The following is a 21,515-nucleotide window of genomic DNA, read 5'->3' on the forward strand; positions in this document are numbered from 1 at the left end:
ATGGCCCCGCCGCTTTTGCCCTTTACGCTTGCCCGCGATCAGCAGGTTCTTGTCGAGGGCGACAGGTTGCTGGTCGGGCCGGGGGCAAGCGCGCTTGGCCTGCGCGAGGCGCGTCGTCGGGCCGGCATGCCGCTGCGCGTTGAACACCTTGGCATTGACGCCTTCGAGGCCCAACTGGCGGCCCTTTATCAGGGTGGTGCCGGCGGGGACGACGCCGACAGCGAGTTCAGTTTTGACCTTGAAGAAAGCGCCAATGGCCGCGGTCCGCGCGATCTTTTGGAGGACAGCGAAGAGGCGCCGGTGATCCAGCTGGTGAACCAGCTGTTGCGCCGTGCAGTGCGCGCCGGGGCGTCGGATCTTCATGTCGAACCCAACGAGGGCGGCCTGCGTGCGCGGATGCGTGTCGATGGCATGTTGCAGTCGGTTCTTGACCGGCAGGACGTGCCGGTGCGCCGCGTGGTGTCGCGCCTCAAGGTCATGGCGGGGCTTGATATTTCCGAAACCCGCCTGCCGCAGGATGGCCATATCGCCCTGCGCCTTGGCGGGCGTGCGATTGACGTGCGGGTTTCGACCCTGCCGGGGAATTACGGCGAACGTGTCGTGATGCGGGTGCTCGATCGCTCGGCGGGGCTCATGCCGCTTGAGCAACTGGGCCTGCGCGCCGATCAGGTGAGCGTGCTGGAACGCATGGCGGCGCGGCCCAATGGCATTATCCTCGCCACCGGGCCGACCGGTTCGGGCAAGACCACGACGCTTTATTCCCTGCTGCAACTGGCCAACGACGAAATCCGCAACATCCTGACCGCCGAAGACCCGATCGAATATGACCTTCCCGGCATCAGCCAAAGCCAGATCAATGCCGAGATCGGCATGACCTTTGCCGCCGGTCTGCGCGCGGCTTTGCGGCAGGACCCGGACATCATCCTCGTTGGCGAGATTCGCGATCAGGAAACCGCAAGCGTGGCGGCGCAGGCCTCTTTGACCGGGCATCTGGTGTTTTCCTCGCTGCACGCCAATGGCTCGGTCGGGGCGGTCGTGCGGCTACGCGATCTGGGGCTGGATGACTTTCTCATTGCCTCTACCCTGCGCGGCGTCATTGCGCAGCGCCTGTTGCGCAAACTTTGCCAAAGCTGCCGCCGCGCCGCCGTGCCGACCCCTGATGAGGCCCGGCAATTTCAGTCCCTTAACCTTGCCGTGCCGGATGAAATCTATCACCCGGTGGGCTGTGAGACCTGCAATAATACCGGCTATGCGGGCCGTGTCGGGGTGTTTGAAATTCTCGAGGTCAGCGAGACATTGCGCGATGCCATCGACAAGGGCCGTTCGGAGCTTGAGATGAAAGAGATCGCCCTTGCGCCCGATCAGACGCTGTTTGGCCAGTCCCTGCATCAGGTCGCCGGCGGCAAGACAAGCCTCGCCGAGGCGTTGCGCGTGGTGGGCGACGCGCTGTGAGGGCATTCAGCTATACCGCCTTTGACGCCGAAGGGCAGCGCAAGAAAGGCACGCTTGTCGCCGAAAGCGAGGCGCAGGCCGCCGGTATCCTGCGCGGGCAGGGGCTTTTCGCCGAAGATATCACCGCCAAGCGACAAGGCGGCGGCCTTGCCCTCGGGCGCGGGCGGCGCAGCAAGCTTAACGCCGATATGCGTGCGGTGTTCACCCGCCAGATGGCGGTGCTCTTGTCGTCGGATCTCTCGGCCGAAGTTGCGCTGGAAACGGTGCGCGGCTCGGGCACCTCACCGGCGATCGAGGGCGCGGCCGCCGAGGCCAAGGCGGCGCTTCTGGATGGTCAGCCCCTGTCAGTCGCGCTTGAGGTGACCAATGCCGGGTTCCCCCGCTTTTACGTGGCCGCCGTGCGCGCGGGCGAGGTGTCGGGCGATGTGGCGGCGGTGTTCGAGGGGCTGGCCGATTACCTTGAAAGCGTCGGCACGGATCGCGCACAGCTTGCGACGGCCTTGATCTACCCTGCTTTCGTGGCCGCCGTGTCGCTTTTGGTCTGCGGCATCCTGATGGTCAACGTTGCGCCCGAGATCGCCGCGATGTTCGCGGTTTCGGGGCGTGAATTGCCGCCCCTGACACAGGTGGTGATGGGCATCAGCGACTGGATTCAGGCCCATTGGATCGCCTTGGCGGTTGGCTTTGTCGCCGCGATCTTTGGAATCATTTTCGCCCTGCGGGTGCCGCGTATCCGGGATGCCTGGCATGATTTTGCCCTGAAACTGCCGGTGATCGGACGCTTGATGCGCCTCTCGGCGGCGGCACAATACCTGCGCACGCTGGCGCTTGTGATTGCCAGCCGTCAGACGGTGGTGGATGCGGTGACCTCGGCCAGTGACGTGCTTGTCATCAGCCGCTTTCGCAACGAGGCGCTCGATCTGGCCGAAGCCGTGCGCTCTGGTGAAAGCCTGAGCCAGGGGTTGACGCGCATGAGTCTTGTTCCGCCCGTCTGCCGCCAGCTGATCGACGCGGGCGAGAAATCGGCGCGCCTTGCGCGGATGACCGAACGTTCGGCGGTATTGGTGGAAACCTGGCTTGCCAATGAACGCAAACGCGTTTCGGCCCTGATGGACCCACTGTTGATGATAGTGGTGGGCGGCATGGTGCTTGTGATCGTTCTGGCGATCCTCCTGCCGATTTTCGACCTGCAAGCCTCGGTCGGTTAACCGACGCTATAGGGCAGGACGCCGCGCTCGTCCGGGGTGACCTGCAAGCGCCGTTCAAGCGGCGGAACCGACCGTTGATGACACTCGGTGCGCTCGCAAATTCGACAGGAGATGCCGATCGGTTCAAAGGCGCGCGCATGGCTTACGTCAAGGTCGTCGGCATACACCAGATCGCCCGCGTGCTTCACTTCGCACCCGAGGGCAATCGCAAAGCGGCGCACCGGGGCGCCGAAACTGCCGCCCGGTTTGCTGACATCGCGCGCAAGGCTGATATAGCGCACGCCGTCCGGGGTTTCGGCCAATTGCCGCAGGAACCGGCCCGGCGTCTCAAAGGCGCGATGCACATTCCATAGCGGACAGGCCCCGCCAAATCGCGCAAACTGAAGCCGCGTGGCCGAATGGCGCTTGGTGATTGTGCCCGCCTGATCGACCCGCACAAAGAAAAACGGAATGCCCTTTGCGCCGGGTCTTTGGAGCGTTGAGAGCCGGTGACAAACCTGTTCGATCGAGGCGCCAAAGCGGTTGGCCAGAAGTTCCAGATCATGCCGGGTCTCCTGTGCCGCCGCCAGAAACTGCCCGTAGGGCATCATCGCGGCGCCGGCAAAGTAATTGGCAAGGCCGATCTTGGCGATGGCGCGGGCCGCGTCCGACTGAAAGCGCGCGAAATCAAGCGTGGCCTCCAAAAGCGCGTCCTGCGTCAGCAAGGCAAGCTGCAACAAAAGCTGAAACCGCTGCGATTCGGGCGCGGCGCGCGACGATAGGTACAAAACCCCGGCCTCACGGTCAAAATGGCGAAGCTTGCCGACATCATCCTGTGCCAGGGAAATTCCCATCGCCGCAAGGCGCTCGGCGGCCAGGTCATAGGCCGCCACCTTGCTGCCGCCGTTGGCAAAACGCTCGGCGGCGTGATCGACCGCGTCGATATAGTTGTCGCAGTAATGAAAGAAATCGCGCACCTCGTCCCAAGGGCTCGATTGGCTGCGCGCATCCTCGCGCCCCAGGGCCTCATCAAGCGAGGCAAGCCGCTCATGGGTCTGGCGATAGGCGCTGTGCAGCTCCAGAAAGGCCCGCGCAAGGGCCGGGGCGTTCGAGGCGGTCAGCCGCAGATCGGCAAGCGGCGGCGGGTCGTCGCCAAACACCGGATCGGCAAGCGCCTCGCGCATGTCGCTCACCATCCTCTCGGCATCGCCGGTCGATAACTCCGTGACATCAAACCCAAATTCCTGTGCCAGCGCCAGAACCACCGTGGTGCTTACGGGGCGGTTGTTGTTCTCCATCTGGTTCAGATAGGGCAAGGATACGCCAAGCTTGGCGGCAAAATCCTTCTGCGTCAGCCCCAGCCTCTGGCGTGTTTCACGCAATTTGGCACCGGCATAAAGTTTCTGTGTGGCCATGATGTGTTCGCCCCGCGCTGGCTTTGCAGATTAGCTGTACTTCAGAATAGATTTGCAAACCGTGCCCGGCAAGCCCGTAAATACCGCTTTCATCTTTCCATAAATACTCATCCGTGGCGTCACCCCGATCGCAGGTCTGACGGTTTTCGCCCCGGACCTTCGGTTTTGCGCATGGCGGCGCGCGGGGAACGCTGTTACGCTGATCTCACCTCGGTGCCGCCAGTGGCGGAGAATTGGGAAGCCGGTGCAAATCCGGCGCTGCCCCCGCAACGGTAAGGGTGGGTGTTTTTCGGCGATAGGCCACTGGCCCCGACAGGGGGCTGGGAAGGTGCCGAAACACAGGGTCGGAACATCTGGCCCATCCCCCCAAGCCCGGAAACCAGCCAAGGTGCAACGTCAAACCGCGGGGGGCGGTGTGGGCGGGTGCCTGCAAGCCCTGTCCGATCATGCCCGCCGCCCCATCCGGCCCGGGGTGTGGCCGCGGAGTAGTCTTGAAATGTCGCTGAATCGAATTCTCGACGGGTTGGAACAAAGCACGGCAACCGGCGCGCAGGCGTTTGATCATGCGCGATGTGGCTTTTTGGAATGGGCGGTTTCCGTCAAGGGGCCGGTGACGCCGGTCCTGGTGCGTGCCGCACTGAGCGATCCGGCGGTGCTGGCGGCCGAAAGTGCCGCTGCGCAGGCCTTTGTCGGCTATCTAGAGCAGGCGTGCCGCACCACGCAACTACACAGGCCGCGGCGTGGTCGGGTGCGCATTCTGCACTGAAATGTCGGGGGGAAACGAAAAAAACGGCGACGCCAGGGAGGAGGAGGGGCGCCGCCGTTCTTTGTGCGTCCGGCCCAGGGAGGAGGAGAGGGCCATTTGCAATCGGTGGGGGCATTTTCGCCCCAATTTTCCGGTCTCAGGCTTCAGGGAGGAGGAAGGAAGCCCTTGACCGTTTCAGATGCCCCAGGGAGGAGGAGAGGAGCATCCGATCTCGTGTTTAGCGGCAGGTGCCGTAAACGGATTCATATGCGATCCGGCGTACTTCGCCGCGGTGCAGGCCAAGATCAGCCAGATCATGGTTGCTCAACTCGGACAATTCGCGGATCGTGCGGCGATAGGCGCGATAGTTTATGACACGCTGCATCGCGGCATAAACGGCGGCGCTCAGGTCTTCGCTCAGGTGTTGCGCTGTGGCGCTGCGGGTGGCGGTTGCAAATGCCATTTTCGGCTCCTTGCGTATTGGTTCATGTTGTTTTCGACGATGTTCTTTTCGTCTTTGTTGATCCCAAGATACGCTTTTGCTGCGTCTGCACAATACCCCGGTTTGGCAATGCTGCTATGCAGCAAATGCATAAGGATAGTTGACCTAACGTTAGGCAAATGCTCCATTTTTGGGGCACGATGCGAAGGCCCCTTGCCCTGACGGCGAAAACTGCCACCTATTGCAGCGCCAGTGATGAAGGATTGATCATGTCGATAACCCGCGCCGATATCGAAGCCCGGCTTGCTCTGCTTGAATTGCCGGATGGCGGCAACCTCGTGTCGCGCGACATGGTGCGTGCGCTGAGTATCTCCGGTTCCGAGGTGCGATTCGTGATCGAGGCCCCAACCCCCGAAATGGCGCGCATGATGGAACCGCTGCGTGCCGCCGCTGAGCGTGCGGCGCTGACCCTTCCGGGAGTGAGCCATGCCAGCGTGGCGCTCACCGCGCATGCCGCCCCGCCAACACCGAGCCTAAAGCTGGGCGGTCATCCCAAGGGTGGCGACAGCTCGATCAGGCCGGAGGGGATCAAATCGATTCTGGCTGTGGCCTCGGGCAAGGGCGGGGTGGGCAAGTCCACCGTCGCGTCGAATCTTGCTGTGGCTCTTGCACGGCGGGGGCGGCGCGTGGGGCTTCTGGACGGCGATATTCACGGCCCGAGCCAGCCGCGCATGATGGGGCTCAGCGCGCGCCCGGTCAGCGTGGACGGTCAGACCATGGTACCCCTGCGCGCCCATGGGGTCAGCGTCATGTCGATCGGTCTGATGCTTGATCCGGCCAAGGCGGTGGTGTGGCGCGGCCCGATGCTCATGGGGGCGCTGCAACAGATGATGACACAGGTGGTCTGGGGAGAGCTTGACGTGCTGATCGTCGATCTGCCGCCGGGCACGGGCGATGTGCAGTTGACCCTGTGCCAAAGGGCGCGCCCGGACGGGGCCATTGTCGTGTCGACCCCACAGGATGTGGCGCTTTTGGATGCGCGCAAGGCGCTGGACATGTTCCAGGTACTGGAGACTCCGATCCTCGGGTTGATCGAGAACATGTCCGTGTTTCATTGCCCCGATTGCGGCCACGAGGCGCATATCTTTGGCCATGGCGGTGTGCGCGCCGAGGCCGAAACGCTTGGTCTGCCGCTTTTGGCGGCGCTGCCGATTGACCTTGAAACGCGGCTGTCCGGCGATTCCGGCGTGCCGGTGGCCCTTGGAGCCGGACCGACGGCAGAGGCCTATGGCACCCTGGCGCGGCGGCTTGTCGAAGAGGGCCGCGCGTGATGTCGTCCCCTGTGGGTTTGGGGGCGCTGCCCCCGCCGCCCGTTGGGCGTCTCCCCCGGGATATTTAGAGCAAGAAGAAAAGGGGTGTTGGTGTGTGCCTTAGGTGCCGGGTTTGACCGAGACCAGCCCCAGATTGCGAGCGGCCTTAAGTGAGAGGATGCCTGACACAGGCCCTTCGGGCGCCTGATAGCGGCGGATGGCGGCGCGGGTCCGTGTATCCATCTCGCCGCTGATCGGGCCGCGATAGAGGGCGCGGGCGGCCAGCGCGCGCTGAACCGAGGCCACGAAATCCGGCGTCAGGTCGTCAGCGCAGGGGGTTTCAAACCATGACACCTGGCGTTCCTTTACAATGTCCTGGCGGGTTTCGGTCCTGTAAAGAGCGGGCCTGGCAACCTTGCCGTCGGCGTCGATATCGGCGGGGTGCAGGAGGATCTGTTCGGTTACGGTTTCAATCACTGCCGGGGCAACTTCCTTGCCCCAGCAGGTGCCGGGCGCAGCACCGGGGGGTGAGGTCTCGATGCGTGTCACAAGATCAGGATCGCCCGCGTCGGTGGTGTGCGTGGTGTTCTCGCAGGCCATGAGGCCAAGCGCCATAAGGGTCAGCAGGGCGAAGGGCGGGGATTTCATCGGCTCGGGCCTTTTGGGGCAGCAGTCTGGCGCTGTTTGACGCCGAGGTTAGCGGGTTTTTGTCGCCTGCGAAAGTGTGCTCTCGGGGCGCAACGACCCTTCGGCAATCCCTGTGCGGCGGGCGGGTGCGGCGATATGGGGCCTGTGACGGCGGCAGGTGAGAGGGCCGAGCTTGAACAAATGGGGAACATCAGTGATTTGTTACAACTCTTTTCATCTTTGGTCGCAAATGGGGCTGGCCTGCCCTGGATGGCTTGGCTAGGAAAACAGTCGAACCGAAGTCAAGGGAGACGCCGAGCCATGGCAAAAATCACCTATATCGAGCATAACGGCACCGAACATGTGGTCGAGGTCGCCAATGGCCTGACCGTGATGGAAGGCGCACGCGACAACAACATCCCCGGCATTGAGGCAGATTGCGGCGGCGCCTGTGCGTGCTCGACCTGTCATGTCTATGTCGATCCGGCCTGGGTGGATAAGCTGCCTGCCAAGGAAGACATGGAAGACGACATGCTCGACTTTGCCTATGAGGCTGACCCGGAACGCTCGCGCCTGACCTGCCAGTTGAAAGTCACCGATGCGCTGGACGGCCTTGTGGTGCAAATGCCGGAAAAACAAATCTGATCTATGGCGGTGGGGCGTATTGTGGCTTGAGATGACGGATGGAGCGCGGCGCGACGTCATCAGCACCTCAACCGCCCCCCATCCCGGCCCCGAAGATCCCGACCTGGCACTCAGCTGTCTCCAAACTTCTTCTTGGCGGCAATACTCCTGGGAGCGCGAGGGGCAGCGCCCCTCGCATCGGTCGGATGGCGCAAGCCATTCGAAATCAGGGTGCTCAGAGTGCTCGCCAACCGATATCGCGGCGGCAAAACCCTTCCGGCCAATCGATCCGATCCACCATTTCATAGGCCCGGTCGCGCGCCTCCCCAAGGCTGCTGCCGCGCGCGGTCGCGGCCAGAACCCGCCCGCCTGTGGCCACGAACTGGCCCTCGGCGCGGCCCGTCCCGGCATGAAAGACCATGTGAAAACTGTCTTCGAGGCTGTCGTTCAACCCATTGATTACGCTTCCCTTTTTGTAATCTCCGGGATAGCCGTCTGCCGCCATCACAACCGTCAGGGCATGATCGTCGGCCCAGTTGACCGACATCTCTGACAGGCGCCCTTCGGCGGTGGCCTGAAGCAGGTCAAGCACCTGCGCGCCAAGGCGTATCATCAGGCACTGGCATTCGGGATCGCCAAAGCGCACGTTATACTCGACAAGCCGCGGCTGGCCGTCCTTGATCATCAGGCCGACAAACAGAACACCCTGAAACGGTGTGCCGCGCCGCGCCATCTCGGCAAGGCAAGGGCGCACGATTTCATCCAGCGCCTTTTGCGTAACTTCTTGGGTCATCACCGGGGCGGGGGAATAGGCGCCCATGCCGCCGGTATTGGGGCCGGTGTCGCCTTCGCCGACGCGCTTGTGGTCCTGCGCCGTGCCCACGGGCAGGGCGGTTTCGCCGTCACAGAGCACGAAAAACGATGCCTCTTCGCCCTCCATGAACTCTTCAATCACCACCTCGGCGCCGGCGCTGCCGAATTCGCCGCCGAACATGTCATCCACTGCCGCGAGCGCCTGATCTAGGGTTTCGGCCACGATCACCCCTTTGCCCGCCGCCAAACCGTCGGCCTTGACCACGATTGGGGCGCCCTGCGCGCGGATATAGGTCTTGGCGGCCTCGGCATCGGTGAAATGGCCATAGCCAGCCGTCGGCGCGCCCGCCGCATCACAGATTTCCTTGGTGAAACTCTTGCTCGCCTCAAGCTTTGCGGCCTCGGCACCGGGGCCGAAAACCATAAATCCCGCCTCGCGCAAGCGATCCGCCACACCGGCGGCCAGGGGGGCCTCGGGGCCGATGATCACGAAATCAATCGCTTCGGCCTCGCAAAACCCGATCACCGCGGCGCCGTCCAGAATATCGAGGCTTGCGCATTCGGCGATCCCGGCGATCCCGGCATTGCCCGGCGCCACGATAAGCTTGTCGCATTTGGGGTTCTGCATCACCGCCCAGGCGATGCTGTGCTCACGCCCGCCGGACCCGAGGATCAGAATATTCATGGCGCACAACTCCTGCTTGGCCTCATTTGCCCCGCGTTCTAAGGTGGCGCAAAGCCAGACACAAGGCACCAGACATGTCCGACCTGATTGACGATCCAAGCCCCGGCGAAAATGCCCCCGAATTTTCCGTGTCCGACCTCTCCGGCGCGATCAAGCGGATGATCGAGGGCGAATTTGCCCATGTCCGCGTGCGTGGCGAATTGGGCCGCATTTCGCGCCCGCGTTCGGGTCATGTCTATCTTGACCTCAAGGATGATCGTGCGGTCCTGGCTGGGATCATCTGGAAAGGCGTGGCCAGCCGACTTGCCGTGCAACCCGAAGAAGGGATGGAAGTGGTCGCCACGGGGCGCCTTACCACATTCCCCGGTCAATCGCGCTATCAGATCGTCATCGAAGATCTGAAACCTGCCGGCATGGGGGCGCTCATGGCGATGCTGGAAAAGCGCAAGGCACAGCTTGCGGGCGAGGGGCTGTTTGCACCCGAGCGCAAGAAGATCATCCCCTATCTGCCTGAAGTCATTGGCGTTATCACCTCGCCCTCGGGGGCGGTGATCCGCGATATCCTGCATCGATTGCGCGATCGTTTCCCGCGCAAGGTGCTGATCTGGCCGGTTGCCGTGCAGGGCGAAAAATGTGCCGCCGAGGTGGCCCGCGCCATTCAGGGCTTCAACGCCTTCACCGCAGGGGGCGCCTTGCCGCGGCCGGACCTGTTGATAGTTGCGCGAGGCGGGGGCTCGGTCGAAGATCTTTGGGGCTTCAACGAGGAAATCGTCGTGCGCGCGGCTGCGGCGTCGGATATCCCGCTGATTTCGGCGGTCGGACACGAAACCGACACGACGCTGATCGACTATGCCTCGGACAAGCGCGCGCCGACGCCCACCGCGGCGGCGGAATTGGCGGTGCCGGTGCGCCTTGAGTTGATGGCCTGGCTCGATGCCCAGGATGCGCGGCTGACCCACGCCCTTAGCTCCGGCATCGCAACACGCGGCCAGCGGCTTCGCGATCTCTCGCGCGCCTTGCCGCGTGCCGACACCTTGCTTGATACGGCGCGCCAGCGGCTTGATACCTGGTCGGACCGGCTTCCGGCGGCATTGATCCGCTCTGTACAAACCCGTCGCGTGAAGCTTTCGGAAACCTCCGGTGCCCTGCGCCCCGGCCTGTTGCGACGCGCTGTCGATGGTGATCGCCGCCGTCTTGAGAATACCGCCGCCCGGCTTAACACGCGTGCCCTGCTGCGCGATATCGACCTCAGGAAGCGCGACCTCGCGCGCCTGACGATCCGGTTCAGTGATGCCGCCACCCGCCAAACCGCCGCCTGGCGCAGCAAAGTCGAGGCGATGGACCGGTTGCGCGAAACGCTTGGTTATACCGCAACGCTCAAACGCGGCTATGCCGTTGTGCGTGACGGGGAGGGGGTTGTGCTGACCACCAAGGCCGCTGCCGCCAAGGCCACGGCACTTGAGATCGAATTCTCGGATGGCCGCCTGCCACTTTCATCCGACAGCGCGCCCGCAACACCGGCGCGCCCCGCCTCAAAACCGAAGAAAACGCCGCCCAATCAAGGCAGCCTGTTCTGATCCCTGCCTGTTCATCTTTCCAAAAATACTCCCGCCGGAGGCATCCGGAGCTTGCGGTGGGTAAATCGGTGGAATGTTGGAAAAGGTAAAGTCTTTTGGGATTATTCTTGAGTAGATTGTATCACCATGTTGGAATATGAAGGGTCAGACGCCGATCTCTGGTCCCAGGCACAGCAGCGGTTCGTCGGATTTTTCGACCTCGTACAGCTCTGCCATTGCGCGCGGCCCGCCAAAGCGCGCCACGAGTCCGCCTGCCGAACGCTCAAAGCTCCAGCATTGCGGTTCGGGGCGGTTCTCATAGATGAAACAGATCATTCCATCCTCTTCATACCAGTGTCCGTCCTGGCAGTTTCCATCAAGAAAAGACCACCGCACGCGCCGGTTTTCGAGATATTCCTCGCCGCCATAAGGCTCACCGTTTGTGCCATAGTAAAAGGTATGGCCACGCGTGTAGGCGTCAAATTCGGCGCCGGTCATCTGCGCCAGGGCTGGGTTATGCAGGGCGATCAGCAGAAGGGTCAGGGTCGTGGCTCGCATGGGATCAGACTGCCAGATTGTGCCCGGTCCCGCCAGATGTATCTTGGTCGCGCCAGCGCGCTGCCCGCGGGTCCATGATCCGCCGCCAGAGCGGAGGCACAAGTGCCAGAACTGCCATCACCGGAAGGGAATAGGGCAGCAACGGCATGGTGTCCCCGCTTAACTGTAATGCCGGATAGGGACGCGCCGGGCGAACATGGTGATCCGAGTGGCGCGGCGCATTCAGGGTCATTGCCGACGAGGCCCAATGCGGGGCGTTCCACGAATGCTGCGGGCCGACAGGTTCCGGGCGCCCATCGGCACGGGTTGTGCGGCGCAGGCCGTAATGCTGAACGTAATCCGACATCAGAATCTGAAGCTGCGCATAGCCTGCAACAAATCCAAGCGCAGCCACCCCATTGCCGCCAAAAATCAGGCCGCTGAGCGCGAGCATGACAACCGCCCCGCCAAGATAAAGCGTGTAGGGGTGGCGCCGGATACGGCCGTTGCGGCCCGCCAGAAAACGGCTTTCCGCCTGTCGCCCGGCGCGAAATTCCCCAGGCCATGCCCTTGCGACAAAACGATAAAACCCTTCTCCGATCCTTGCGCTACTGGGATCGCTACGGCTTGCGACATGTACATGATGGACCTTGAGATGTGCACTTGCGTGATGGCCAAACAGGATCGAGGTATAGATCAGCCGCCCGACCAATCGCAGGGTGCGCGCCGGGCGATGGATCAGCTCATGCGCCACCGGATGTGAAATCTGCCCTATCACCAGCGCGCTTGAAATTGCCACCAATGCTTTCTCGACCGGGGTCAGGCCGGTTTGCCCGGCCACCGCCCAGAGGGCGAGCGCCAACAGCGCGAAATGACCCAGCCCCAACCCGATCAAAAGCGGGGTTGCGCCGGGAAATTCGGCGTCCGGGTCGGCGTTTTCAAGCGGCCGGGCAATCAGGCGATCCATGACGAACACAAGAATCGTGATGTATCCCACCGCCAACCAGCCCCAGGCACCGCCCGAGATGGCGGCAAATCCGATCAGGATCATCGGCATGCTGGTCGCGATGGCAAAGGCAATCATGGTTCCGGCCCGGTTGAAGCGTGTATCATGTGCCGCCACATTAGCCCGGCATATGCGGCGGACAAAGGACATGACCGTGGCGGAGGCAGGGAAAACCGCGTGATCGGGTGGTTTTTATACGGCTTCAACGCTTCCGGGGGCGCGAATGTCGCTTTTGATCTCGCAGGAAGACGGGGCAGGCCGTATTTCTTGGTGCAACTGAAGATGAGGAACATCGCATGGCACTGGATGAGCGCAAGGGCGTCTGGAAATCGGGTAAAGGCAAGGGGCGGCACACGCCCAAGGGCCGCCAGTTGGAAGATCAGTCCTGGGCAGAGGTGCGTGCGCTTCTGGGCGAGGGGCCGCGTCGCCGCGATCTGCTGATCGAATATCTTCACCTGATTCAGGATGAATACGGCCATCTGTCGGCGTCGCACCTGCGTGCGCTTGCCGAAGAGCTTCGGGTTTCCATGGCCGAGGTCTATGAGGTTGCCAGCTTTTATGCCCATTTCGATGTGGTGAAAGAGGGGGAAACACCGCCCCCCGCGCTGACTATCCGGGTGTGCGATTCCCTGTCCTGTGAACTTGCCGGTGCGCAGGCGTTGAAACAGGCGCTGGAAGGCGGGCTTGATCCGGCCGAGGTGCGGGTGCTGCGCGCGCCCTGCATGGGGCGCTGTGATACGGCGCCGGTGCTTGAGCTTGGTCATCACCACATCGACCATGCCACACCTGAAAAGGTCAAGGCGGCGATTGCGGCGGGTGAAACGCATGCGCATATCCCGCAATATCAAGACTTTGCCGACTATTCCTCATCCGGCGGTTATGCCAAGCTCGACGAGCTGCGCGAGGGGGGCGATTTTGAAACCGTGCAGGAAACCCTGCTGGCGTCCGGATTGCGCGGCCTTGGCGGCGCGGGCTTTCCGTCGGGCCGCAAATGGGGCTTTGTGCGCGCCGAACCCGGTCCGCGTTACCTTGCGGTGAACGGCGATGAGGGCGAGCCCGGCACCTTCAAAGACCGCTTTTACCTCGAACGCTACCCCCATGTTTTCCTTGAAGGAATGTTGATTGCGGCCTGGGCGGTCGAGGCTGAGCGCTGCTTTATCTACATGCGCGACGAATATCCCGCCGTGATCGAGATTTTGAAACGTGAAATCAAGGCATTGGAGGCCGCATCCAAGGTTGAGCCGGGCTATATAGAACTGCGCCGCGGTGCGGGTGCCTATATCTGCGGCGAAGAATCCGCGATGATCGAATCGATCGAAGGCAAACGCGGCCTGCCGCGCCATCGTCCGCCGTTCGTGGCGCAGGTCGGCATCTTCAATCGCCCCACGCTCGTGAACAACGTCGAGACCCTGTATTGGGTGACACGCGTGCTGCGCGAGGGGGGCGAAATCCTGTCCGGTGTTGAAAAGAACGGCCGCAAGGGTCTTCGCTCTTATTCGGTGTCGGGGCGGGTGAATAACCCCGGCGTGCATCTATTGCCGGCCGGCTCGACGATCACCGATATCATCGCGGCGGCGGGTGGCATGCTTGAGGGGCACAGCTTCAAGGCCTATCAGCCGGGCGGCCCGTCCTCGGGGCTGCTGCCTGCGTCGATGCATGATGTGCCGCTCGATTTCGACACGCTGCAACCGCATGGCACCTTTATCGGCTCTGCTGCGGTTGTTGTCCTGTCGGATCGCGACAGTGCCAAACAGGCCGCGCTCAACATGCTGCGCTTTTTCGAAGATGAAAGCTGTGGTCAGTGTACGCCCTGCCGGGTGGGCTGTGAAAAGGCGGTCAAGCTGATGCAGGCCGACACCTGGGATCAGCCGCTTCTGGCCGAGTTGTGCACGGCGATGGCCGACGCCTCGATCTGTGGGCTGGGGCAGGCGGCGCCGAACCCGATTCGCCTGACGATCAAGCATTTCCCCGACGAGATCTGATCGCGCGGCAAGGCTTCCATATCCCGTCATTCCGCATTAGGTGAGGTTTAACAAGCGGATCGGAGGGTGCATGGCGTTTTTCTCGAAGCTCAAGGAACGGCTTTTCAAATCCTCTTCGAAACTCGAAGAGGGTCTGGACGCGATTGTCGAAGACGGCGGTGTGGAAGAACTGGCAGAGGCAACAACGCCCGAGCCTGCGCCTGAGCCGAAACCAGAGCCAGAGCCAACGCCCGTCCCTGCCCCCCCGCCATCGGATCCCGAACCTGCGCCGCGCGAACTGCCGCCGCGTCCAGATGAGGTGCCACAGGCGCCGCCGGTCGAAATCCCCGTCGAGCGTCCCGCCGAACTGCCAGAGGCCCCCCGCGAGGCAACCGTACCGCCTGCGCCGCTGGAAATCCCCGAATCCGCGCCTGCCGCGCCGCGCCCCGGTCTGCTGGGGCGCCTTCTGGGGCGGGGCGACAAGCCCGCCGTGACCCGCCGCGCGCTTGACGACGACATGCTCGAACAGCTCGAAGAGCTGCTGATCAGCGCCGATATGGGGGTCGATACCGCCCTGCGCGTCACCGCCAACATGGCCGAAGGGCGGATGGGCAAGCGCCTGTCGAGTGATGAGATCAAGCACCTTCTGGCCGCCGAAATCACCCGTATCATGGAGCCGGTCGCGCGACCGATGCCGCTTTACCCCAACCGCCCGCAGGTGGTGCTTGTGGTGGGCGTCAACGGCTCGGGAAAGACCACGACGATCGGCAAGCTCGCAAGCCAGTTCAAGGCGGCGGGCAAATCGGTCGTGATCGCAGCCGGTGATACCTTTCGCGCCGCCGCCGTCGAACAGCTTCAGGTCTGGGGTGAGCGCGCCGGTGTGCCGGTGTTGACTGCGCCCGAAGGCTCTGATCCGGCAAGCCTCGCGTTTGATGCAATGACACGCGCCGAGGCCGACGGCGCCGACCTTCTGATGATCGACACCGCCGGGCGGCTGCAAAACCGCGCCGACCTGATGGAAGAGCTGTCGAAAATCGTCCGCGTCATCCGCAAGAAAGACCCGAGCGCGCCGCATAATACCCTGTTGGTGCTCGACGCCACCACCGGTCAGAATGCGCTGAGCCAGGTGGAAATCTTCCAGAAGCTCGCCGATGTCTCCGGGCTGGTGATGACCAAGCTCGATGGGACCGCGCGGGGCGGGGTGCTTGTGGCGCTGGCGGATAAGTTCGGCCCGCCGATTCACGCCATTGGTGTCGGAGAGCAGATCGACGATCTTGCGCCCTTCGATCCCGAAGACTTCGCCGCCGCCCTGACCGGGCTTGACCGCGAATGAAGGGCTGTTGCGCTGTTTCTTCTTGCTTGAAATATCCCGGGGGGTTTGGGGGGCTGGCCCCCCAATTTACCCTGTGGCTTGGGGGGGCGGGCCCCCCATCTACCCTGCGGCCTGGGGGGCTTTCCCCTCATTCTGAGGTGCGCCAGGCATGAGCGACTGGCTGGTCTCCCTTGAGGGAACAGAGGCAGGGAGCCTGCTGGCGATGGCTCTCGCGCTGTCGGCGGCGCTTTTGCATGCCATTTTCGGGGCGCTGCAAAAGGGGCGGCATGATCCCTGGCTCAGCCGCGGGGTGATCGACTTTTCCTATTGCACCATGGCCGCGCCCTTTGCACTTTTCGTGGTGCCCTGGCCCGAGCCGCATATGTGGCCGATCTTCGGCTGGGTGCTGGTGATTCACCTCTGTTACCAGATTCTTCAGGGGCTTATACGGTTGCCTATCCGGTGGTGCGCGGCACCGGGCCGCTGTTCACCGTGATCGGCGCCTATTTTCTGTTTGGCGAAGTCTTTACCGCCATCCAGTGGATGGGGGTCGGGGTGCTGCTGGCAGGGATTTATGGCCTTGCGGTCTATAACCTGCGTACGCTGACATTGAATCGGGATACCATGCCATTGGCGCTTGGGCTGGCGGTGATGACCGGACTTTTCGTGGCGCTTTACACCACCTATGATGCCTATGGCATCCGCGCCACGGCCAATCCGTTTACCTTTCTGGCGTGGTTTTTCTTTCTCGACGGGCTGTTCATGCCGGGGGTTGCCTATCTGCGCTGGCGTAACCTGCGCAACCGGCCGACGCCGGGGCCGCTGATGCTACGCGGGCTTGTGGGCGGGCTTGTGGCGTTCATGTCGTTCGGCTCGGTCATGCTGGCGACGCGGCTCGACAAGGTGGGCGAAGCGGCGGTCTTGCGCGAGACCTCGACGGTCTTTGCGGCGCTGATCGGCTGGCTGGTGCTGAATGAAACCGTGGGGCCGCGGCGTATCGCCCTGATGGGCTTGATCGCGGCGGGCGCAGTCATAGTTGAATTTGGCGGGTAAACCAAAGATCATGCCGCCCGACACCAAACGGAGTACAAGTTATCCCAATGGCCGATAAAACGCCGCCCGCATGGGCAAAAACCGCTCTCGAGATGGGGCCGATCCTGGCCTTCTTTGTGGCCTATCTCTGGCTCAAGGGCCGGGTCTTTACCATTGGCGGCACCGAGTATGAGGGCTTTGTCGTGGTTACGGCCGGGTTTATTCCGGTGTTTTTGCTGTCCATGGCGGCCCTGTGGCGCCTCACTGGCCATCTGTCCAAGATGCAGGCGGTGACGGCGGCGCTTATCGTGGTCTTTGGCGGTTTGTCGGTCTGGTTCAACGACCCGAGTTTCTTCAAGATGAAGCCGACGATGATCTACCTGCTGTTTGGCGGGGTTCTGGGCTGGGGCCTGTTGCGGGGGCGCTCTTACCTGCAATATGTGATGGAGGGGATGATGCCCCTAACCGATCAGGGCTGGATGCTTTTGACGCGCCGCCTGATGTTCTTTTTCCTCAGCCTTGCGGTTCTCAACGAGGTGATCTGGCGGACCCAGACCGAGGAAACCTGGGTTTATTTCAAAACCTTCGGCCTGACGGCGGCAATTTTCGTGTTCTTCATGACCCAGGGCAAGCTGTTCCGCGATCACTCCACCGAGGAAGACGAGGCCTGATCGCCGGGGGGGCGCCGGAATTTTCCGGTTTCGCGGAATGCCCACATCCCCGCCGATATGTTGCCGCTTTCTGCACATACCGCTTGTCCCATGATCAAGAATACCTCCTCCCGCATCCTGAATGCGATGTTGTCGATCCCGCCAATCCGGCCGCAAAACCTGTTGCCGGTCGTCATCATGCTGATCCTCTGGGTCGGAGTGGGGCGGATGGGGCTTCCGGAACAGCAGACTTTCGTGTTGTCAGTCGTGATTGCACAGGCCTATGCGATCTGGCGCAACCTGCCACAGGCCGCCCACAGTCTGAATCAGACCACGGGGGGGCGTACCGGCATGCTGCGCTGGCCGGTGATCGTGCTTTTGTTGCTGTCGGGGCTGCAACTCTGGCTGAATAATCCGCTTTTCACCCAGCGTGCCATCAGCGCCGTGGCGCTGTTCTTCCTGGTAGTCATGGTGCTGGGCGTGATGCGCGAAGGGGCGGTGATGGACCGCGTGACGCCGAAAAACACCGAGGGCGGCGCGGTTTATGAAACTGTCAGCCTGTTGCGTGTCAATGCCTTGGTGGCGGCGATGGTGGTTGCCGTGAACGAGATACTGATCAGCACGGAATCGCTAACGGTCTGGATCACCGTGATGCCGATTTTCGTACTGTTCCTGCACGCGTTCTATTGGTTCATGGTGCTGATGGTGCTGCCACCCGAGGCGCCGGATGACCAGACGCCGCGGCCCTCTAGGGACGCTTGAACAACACGTTCTGATCGCTGCGGTTATCCTGAATGTTGCGGCGTTTCTCGGCCGCAAGCGCGCGGCCCCGCTTCACGCCCTCGCGCGCGCCGACCCGGTCAAGCCAGGCCGCGAAATGCGGCTTGTCGTTCAGCGTCTGCTGCTGGCCTTCCCAGAGCGAGGCCCAGGGCCAGATCGCCATATCGGCAATGGAAAAGAAATCGCCAGCGGCGAATTCGGTTTTGGCCAGCTGCCGGTCAAGCACGCCGTAAAGCCGCGCCACCTCGTTGCGATAGCGATCCTTGGCATAGGGCAGGTCGTGGGGCGGGTCCATTGCCGGGGCGTATTTGAGAAAATGATGCGCCTGGCCCGCCATCGGACCGACACCGCCCATTTGCCACATCAGCCACTGATCGACCGCGATCCTGTCGCGCTCTGTCTGGCCATAGAATTGGCCGGTTTTGCGGGCGAGGTATTGCAGGATGGCCCCGGATTCAAAAAGGCTTATCGGTGCGCCATCCGGGCCGACAAGATCGGTGATCGCGGGCATGCGGCTGTTGGGTGAAAGCTTCAGGAATTCTGGCTTGAACTGATCCCCGGCGCCGATATCAACCAGGTGAAGTGTATAGGGCAGGTGCATTTCCTCGAGCGCGATCGAAATTTTCCAGCCGTTCGGCGTGGGCCAGAAGTAGAGGTCGATCGGATCCTGTCGGGCGGGCATTCCTGTCTCCTGTCACGGGGTCGTTTCAGCGACACAATGACCGTTTTCGGCCCGGAGGCAAGGGCTGTCCTTGCCACCCGGCGCGGGCGGGGTGGAGATTTGCGGCGTCGTGATGGCGGCGCCGCCGGATTTGAGTATTTTTGCCAAGAAGAAGCTGGGATCTGGGCCTGGCCGTGATGGCACTTGTGCGAAACCTGTGCGGCAGTATTGACGCAAGGGACGCTGCGCGGTAATCCGGTGTCCGTGGCGATTTGTTACCGGATTGCGGGCCACGTTAAACAAACCGCTAAAGAGGTCAGGATGAAAGCCCCCTTTCGCTTGACCGCGTCGGGGCTTTTTTTGTGGGCGCATATGCCCGGAGGACGATGATGAGCGAGACATGGAAACGGCGCACCAGGATGGTGCACAGCGGCACCCGTCGCAGCCAGTATAACGAGGTGAGCGAGGCCATCTTTCTGACACAGGGCTTTGTCTATGACACCGCCGAGGCCGCCGAAGAGCGGTTCATCAAGGCGGGCCCGGACGAGTTTATCTATGCCCGTTACGGCAATCCGACCGTGGCCATGTTCGAGGAGCGGATCGCGGCGCTCGAGGGGGCCGAGGATGCCTTTGCCACCGCCAGCGGAATGGCGGCTGTCAGCGGCGCGCTGACCTCCTGCCTGCGCGCGGGCGATCACGTGGTGTCGGCACGGGCCTTGTTCGGCTCTTGTCTTTACGTACTTGAAGAGGTGCTGACGCGGTTTGGCGTCGAGGTGACATTCGTTGACGGCACCGATCTTGCGCAATGGCAGGCGGCGATCCGTCCCGACACCCGCGCGGTGTTTTTCGAATCGATTGCCAATCCGACGCTGGACGTGGTCGATGTGGCCGCCGTCGCCAGGATCGCCCATTCCGCCGGGGCGCTGGTGATCGTGGATAATGTCTTTGCCACACCGGTATTTTCCAACGCCATCGAGCAGGGCGTCGATGTGGTGGTCTATTCGGCGACGAAGCATATTGACGGGCAGGGGCGGGCCCTTGGCGGTGTCGTTCTTGGCACGCGCGAGTTTATTCGCGGCACGTTGGAGCCCTACATGAAGCATACCGGCGGCTCGATGTCGCCGTTTACCGCCTGGGTCATGCTCAAGGGGCTTGAGACAATCGAGCTTCGGGTGCGCGCGCAGGCCGATGCGGCGCTTGCGATTTCACAGGCCCTTCAGGGGCATGATGCGCTTGAGCAGGTGATTTTCCCCGGCCATCCAAGCCATCCGCAGCACGCCCTGGCGATGCGCCAGATGGGCAACAAGGGCGGCACCGTTATCGCGCTTGATCTCAAGGGCGGGCAAGAGGCGGCATTTCGCTTTCTGAATGCGCTGGAGATCGTGGTGATTTCCAACAATCTCGGCGATGCCAAGTCGATTGCGACCCATCCCGCGACCACGACACATCAACGGCTACCTGCCGATCAAAAGGCCAGCCTTGGTATCACGCCGGGCCTTGTGCGGCTGAGTGTCGGGCTGGAAGACCCAGATGATCTTGTCGCCGATATAACCCGCGCCCTTGCCTGTGCCAGCTAGGCGCGGGGTGTTCAAATCGTGCTATGTCGGGTTGTTAGTGATCCGTTTTGACGCTTTTGCCGTAAATCATTACGAAATTGGCAATTCCTGTCGATCCAGCCTATGTAATAAGAGCTGGCAGCACGTATAAGGAAACCCTGCGATGAATGTGCACCCGTCTGAGATGAACCGCACGCCGGGCCGAGATGAGGCCAAAGAGGCTTTGGCGCTGTTGCGTGTCTGGGCACAGACCGCGACGCCTGAAGAGGTGGCCGATCTTGATCCGTCAATCGCGCGGCTGTTGCCGACGGGGCAGATGTCGAACTATCCGGCGCTCAGCCGCGATTATGCGAGCGATTTCGCCGTTGATGCGGCGTATCGCGCGACTTTGCCCGATTTGCAGAATGGTCCGAGCTCTCTTATCCGGGGTACGCAGCAGCATCTTCAGCACGTGGGGATTTCCAATTTCCGCCTGCCGATCCGTTTTCACACCCGTGACAATGGCGACCTGACGCTTGAGACCGCCGTCACCGGCACGGTCAGCCTTGAGGCAGAGCGCAAGGGCATCAATATGTCCCGAATCATGCGCAGCTTTTACAAGCACGCCGAAAAGACCTTCAGTTTCGAGGTGATGGAAGCGGCCCTCAGCGATTACATCGCCGATCTCGATAGCGTCGATGCACGTCTTCAGATGCGTTTGTCCTATCCGGCGCGGGTGCGGTCGCTGCGCTCGGGGCTGGAGGGGTTTCAATATTACGATATCGCGATGGAACTGGTGGAAAACGGCGGGGTGCAGCGCAAGTTCATGCATCTCGATTACGTTTATTCCTCGACCTGCCCCTGTTCGCTTGAACTTTCTGAGCATGCGCGCTCGGCGCGCGGTCGGCTGGCGACGCCGCATTCGCAGCGCTCTGTTGCGCGGCTTTCGGTCGAGGTGATACCGGGCGATTGCCTCTGGTTCGAGGACCTGATCGAGCTGGCCCGCCGCGCGGTGCCGACAGAAACGCAAGTCATGGTCAAGCGCGAGGATGAACAGGCCTTTGCCGAGCTGAACGCCGCCAATCCGATCTTTGTCGAGGATGCCGCGCGCTTGTTCTGTGAACAATTGCTGTCTGATCCGCGGATCGGCGATTTCCGGGTCATCGCCAGCCATCAGGAAAGCCT

Annotated in this window: 19 protein-coding genes, 1 pseudogene and 2 riboswitches; of the genes and pseudogenes, 13 read left to right on the forward strand and 7 right to left on the reverse strand. The window is 62.3% G+C overall.

Going from position 1 to position 21,515, the window contains the following annotated elements; translation table 11 throughout:
- Together QZ522_RS00290 and QZ522_RS00295 are read left to right on the forward strand one after the other, a co-directional pair.
- Complete coding sequence (locus QZ522_RS00290; protein WP_294606263.1) at positions 1-1,452, forward strand: GspE/PulE family protein; 1,452 nt, start codon at positions 1-3, stop codon at positions 1,450-1,452.
- Positions 1,449-2,660: a type II secretion system F family protein gene (locus tag QZ522_RS00295; RefSeq protein WP_294606265.1), complete on the forward strand. Its 1,212-nt coding sequence runs from the start codon at positions 1,449-1,451 to the stop codon at positions 2,658-2,660. The genes QZ522_RS00290 and QZ522_RS00295 overlap by 4 nt, the downstream gene beginning before the upstream one ends.
- On the opposite strand, the gene QZ522_RS00300 is transcribed toward QZ522_RS00295, so the two are convergent.
- Positions 2,657-4,054, reverse strand: a complete 1,398-nt coding sequence (locus QZ522_RS00300) for a helix-turn-helix transcriptional regulator (protein WP_294606267.1) — start codon at positions 4,052-4,054, stop codon at positions 2,657-2,659. The two genes, QZ522_RS00295 and QZ522_RS00300, sit on opposite strands and share 4 nt — an antisense overlap.
- 194 nt (positions 4,055-4,248) lie before the next feature.
- Positions 4,249-4,457: riboswitch (cobalamin riboswitch) on the forward strand.
- A gap of 93 nt (positions 4,458-4,550) precedes the next feature.
- Here QZ522_RS00300 and QZ522_RS00305 point away from each other — a divergent pair.
- Positions 4,551-4,820 carry a hypothetical protein gene (locus QZ522_RS00305; protein WP_294606269.1) on the forward strand — a complete coding sequence of 90 codons (270 nt, stop codon included), beginning with the start codon at positions 4,551-4,553 and terminating at the stop codon, positions 4,818-4,820.
- A gap of 217 nt (positions 4,821-5,037) precedes the next feature.
- Here the strand turns inward: QZ522_RS00305 and QZ522_RS00310 are convergent, their stop codons facing one another.
- A complete protein-coding gene (locus QZ522_RS00310; protein WP_294606271.1) occupies positions 5,038-5,262 on the reverse strand; it encodes a DUF1127 domain-containing protein in 225 nt (74 codons plus the stop codon).
- 248 nt (positions 5,263-5,510) lie between these two features.
- Between QZ522_RS00310 and QZ522_RS00315 the strand changes: the two genes are divergently transcribed.
- A complete protein-coding gene (locus QZ522_RS00315; RefSeq protein WP_294606273.1) occupies positions 5,511-6,572 on the forward strand; it encodes an Mrp/NBP35 family ATP-binding protein in 1,062 nt (353 codons plus the stop codon).
- Between the two features lie 99 nt (positions 6,573-6,671).
- On the opposite strand, the gene QZ522_RS00320 is transcribed toward QZ522_RS00315, so the two are convergent.
- Positions 6,672-7,199 (reverse strand): peptidoglycan-binding domain-containing protein, encoded by a 528-nt coding sequence (locus QZ522_RS00320; protein WP_294606275.1) that lies wholly within the window; start codon positions 7,197-7,199, stop codon positions 6,672-6,674.
- 300 nt (positions 7,200-7,499) lie between these two features.
- On the opposite strand from QZ522_RS00320, the gene QZ522_RS00325 reads away from it, so the two are divergent.
- Positions 7,500-7,823, forward strand: coding sequence for a 2Fe-2S iron-sulfur cluster-binding protein (locus QZ522_RS00325; protein ID WP_294606277.1), 324 nt, complete (start codon positions 7,500-7,502; stop codon positions 7,821-7,823).
- A 214-nt stretch (positions 7,824-8,037) separates the two neighbouring features.
- Here QZ522_RS00325 and purD read toward each other — a convergent pair whose 3' ends face one another.
- Positions 8,038-9,300 (reverse strand): phosphoribosylamine--glycine ligase, encoded by a 1,263-nt coding sequence (purD, locus tag QZ522_RS00330; RefSeq protein WP_294606279.1) that lies wholly within the window; start codon positions 9,298-9,300, stop codon positions 8,038-8,040.
- A 74-nt stretch (positions 9,301-9,374) separates the two neighbouring features.
- Between purD and xseA the strand changes: the two genes are divergently transcribed.
- Positions 9,375-10,877, forward strand: a complete 1,503-nt coding sequence (xseA, locus tag QZ522_RS00335; protein ID WP_294606281.1) for an exodeoxyribonuclease VII large subunit — start codon at positions 9,375-9,377, stop codon at positions 10,875-10,877.
- Positions 10,878-11,021: 144 nt separating this feature from the next.
- On the opposite strand, the gene QZ522_RS00340 is transcribed toward xseA, so the two are convergent.
- Both QZ522_RS00340 and QZ522_RS00345 read right to left on the reverse strand, forming a co-directional pair.
- Positions 11,022-11,414, reverse strand: coding sequence for a hypothetical protein (locus QZ522_RS00340; RefSeq protein WP_294606283.1), 393 nt, complete (start codon positions 11,412-11,414; stop codon positions 11,022-11,024).
- A gap of 4 nt (positions 11,415-11,418) precedes the next feature.
- Complete coding sequence (locus QZ522_RS00345) at positions 11,419-12,477, reverse strand: alkane 1-monooxygenase (protein ID WP_294606285.1); 1,059 nt, start codon at positions 12,475-12,477, stop codon at positions 11,419-11,421.
- A gap of 218 nt (positions 12,478-12,695) precedes the next feature.
- Here QZ522_RS00345 and QZ522_RS00350 point away from each other — a divergent pair, with 218 nt between their 5' ends.
- The 5 genes and pseudogenes from QZ522_RS00350 to QZ522_RS00370 all read left to right on the forward strand — a co-directional run bounded on the left by QZ522_RS00350 (position 12,696) and on the right by QZ522_RS00370 (position 18,116).
- Positions 12,696-14,381, forward strand: a complete 1,686-nt coding sequence (locus tag QZ522_RS00350; RefSeq protein WP_294606287.1) for an NAD(P)H-dependent oxidoreductase subunit E — start codon at positions 12,696-12,698, stop codon at positions 14,379-14,381.
- 70 nt (positions 14,382-14,451) lie between these two features.
- Entirely contained in the window at positions 14,452-15,693 is a 1,242-nt protein-coding gene (ftsY, locus tag QZ522_RS00355) for a signal recognition particle-docking protein FtsY (RefSeq protein WP_294606289.1), read from the forward strand.
- 148 nt (positions 15,694-15,841) lie between these two features.
- A pseudogene (locus QZ522_RS00360) lies at positions 15,842-16,725 on the forward strand (EamA family transporter).
- 47 nt (positions 16,726-16,772) lie between these two features.
- Positions 16,773-17,375 (forward strand): inner membrane-spanning protein YciB, encoded by a 603-nt coding sequence (locus tag QZ522_RS00365; protein ID WP_294606291.1) that lies wholly within the window; start codon positions 16,773-16,775, stop codon positions 17,373-17,375.
- Positions 17,376-17,465: 90 nt separating this feature from the next.
- Positions 17,466-18,116, forward strand: a complete 651-nt coding sequence (locus QZ522_RS00370; protein ID WP_294606293.1) for a hypothetical protein — start codon at positions 17,466-17,468, stop codon at positions 18,114-18,116.
- Here QZ522_RS00370 and QZ522_RS00375 read toward each other — a convergent pair.
- Entirely contained in the window at positions 18,103-18,816 is a 714-nt protein-coding gene (locus tag QZ522_RS00375; RefSeq protein ID WP_294606295.1) for a glutathione S-transferase N-terminal domain-containing protein, read from the reverse strand. The two genes, QZ522_RS00370 and QZ522_RS00375, sit on opposite strands and share 14 nt — an antisense overlap.
- A gap of 233 nt (positions 18,817-19,049) precedes the next feature.
- A riboswitch (SAM riboswitch) is annotated at positions 19,050-19,127 on the forward strand.
- A gap of 57 nt (positions 19,128-19,184) precedes the next feature.
- Here QZ522_RS00375 and metZ point away from each other — a divergent pair.
- A complete protein-coding gene (metZ, locus tag QZ522_RS00380; RefSeq protein WP_294606297.1) occupies positions 19,185-20,372 on the forward strand; it encodes an O-succinylhomoserine sulfhydrylase in 1,188 nt (395 codons plus the stop codon).
- 142 nt (positions 20,373-20,514) lie between these two features.
- Positions 20,515-21,515 (forward strand): GTP cyclohydrolase FolE2 (gene folE2, locus QZ522_RS00385; RefSeq protein WP_294606299.1); only part of this gene is annotated, 1,001 nt, incomplete at its 3' end.

The sequence above is a fragment of the uncultured Roseovarius sp. genome, from assembly GCF_913054395.1.
In the GTDB taxonomy this organism is placed as follows: domain Bacteria; phylum Pseudomonadota; class Alphaproteobacteria; order Rhodobacterales; family Rhodobacteraceae; genus Roseovarius.

Coding starts and splice junctions, on each gene's coding strand:
- QZ522_RS00290 (WP_294606263.1), top strand. CDS start 1: ATGGCCCCGCCGCTTTTGCCCTTTACGCTTGCCCGCGATCAGCAGGTT.
- QZ522_RS00375 (WP_294606295.1), bottom strand. CDS start 18,816: ATGCCCGCCCGACAGGATCCGATCGACCTCTACTTCTGGCCCACGCCG.
- QZ522_RS00350 (WP_294606287.1), top strand. CDS start 12,696: ATGGCACTGGATGAGCGCAAGGGCGTCTGGAAATCGGGTAAAGGCAAG.
- ftsY (WP_294606289.1), top strand. CDS start 14,452: ATGGCGTTTTTCTCGAAGCTCAAGGAACGGCTTTTCAAATCCTCTTCG.
- QZ522_RS00310 (WP_294606271.1), bottom strand. CDS start 5,262: ATGGCATTTGCAACCGCCACCCGCAGCGCCACAGCGCAACACCTGAGC.
- purD (WP_294606279.1), bottom strand. CDS start 9,300: ATGAATATTCTGATCCTCGGGTCCGGCGGGCGTGAGCACAGCATCGCC.
- xseA (WP_294606281.1), top strand. CDS start 9,375: ATGTCCGACCTGATTGACGATCCAAGCCCCGGCGAAAATGCCCCCGAA.
- QZ522_RS00345 (WP_294606285.1), bottom strand. CDS start 12,477: ATGATTGCCTTTGCCATCGCGACCAGCATGCCGATGATCCTGATCGGA.
- QZ522_RS00305 (WP_294606269.1), top strand. CDS start 4,551: ATGTCGCTGAATCGAATTCTCGACGGGTTGGAACAAAGCACGGCAACC.
- metZ (WP_294606297.1), top strand. CDS start 19,185: ATGAGCGAGACATGGAAACGGCGCACCAGGATGGTGCACAGCGGCACC.
- QZ522_RS00325 (WP_294606277.1), top strand. CDS start 7,500: ATGGCAAAAATCACCTATATCGAGCATAACGGCACCGAACATGTGGTC.
- QZ522_RS00365 (WP_294606291.1), top strand. CDS start 16,773: ATGGCCGATAAAACGCCGCCCGCATGGGCAAAAACCGCTCTCGAGATG.
- QZ522_RS00320 (WP_294606275.1), bottom strand. CDS start 7,199: ATGAAATCCCCGCCCTTCGCCCTGCTGACCCTTATGGCGCTTGGCCTC.
- QZ522_RS00370 (WP_294606293.1), top strand. CDS start 17,466: ATGATCAAGAATACCTCCTCCCGCATCCTGAATGCGATGTTGTCGATC.
- QZ522_RS00300 (WP_294606267.1), bottom strand. CDS start 4,054: ATGGCCACACAGAAACTTTATGCCGGTGCCAAATTGCGTGAAACACGC.
- QZ522_RS00340 (WP_294606283.1), bottom strand. CDS start 11,414: ATGCGAGCCACGACCCTGACCCTTCTGCTGATCGCCCTGCATAACCCA.
- QZ522_RS00315 (WP_294606273.1), top strand. CDS start 5,511: ATGTCGATAACCCGCGCCGATATCGAAGCCCGGCTTGCTCTGCTTGAA.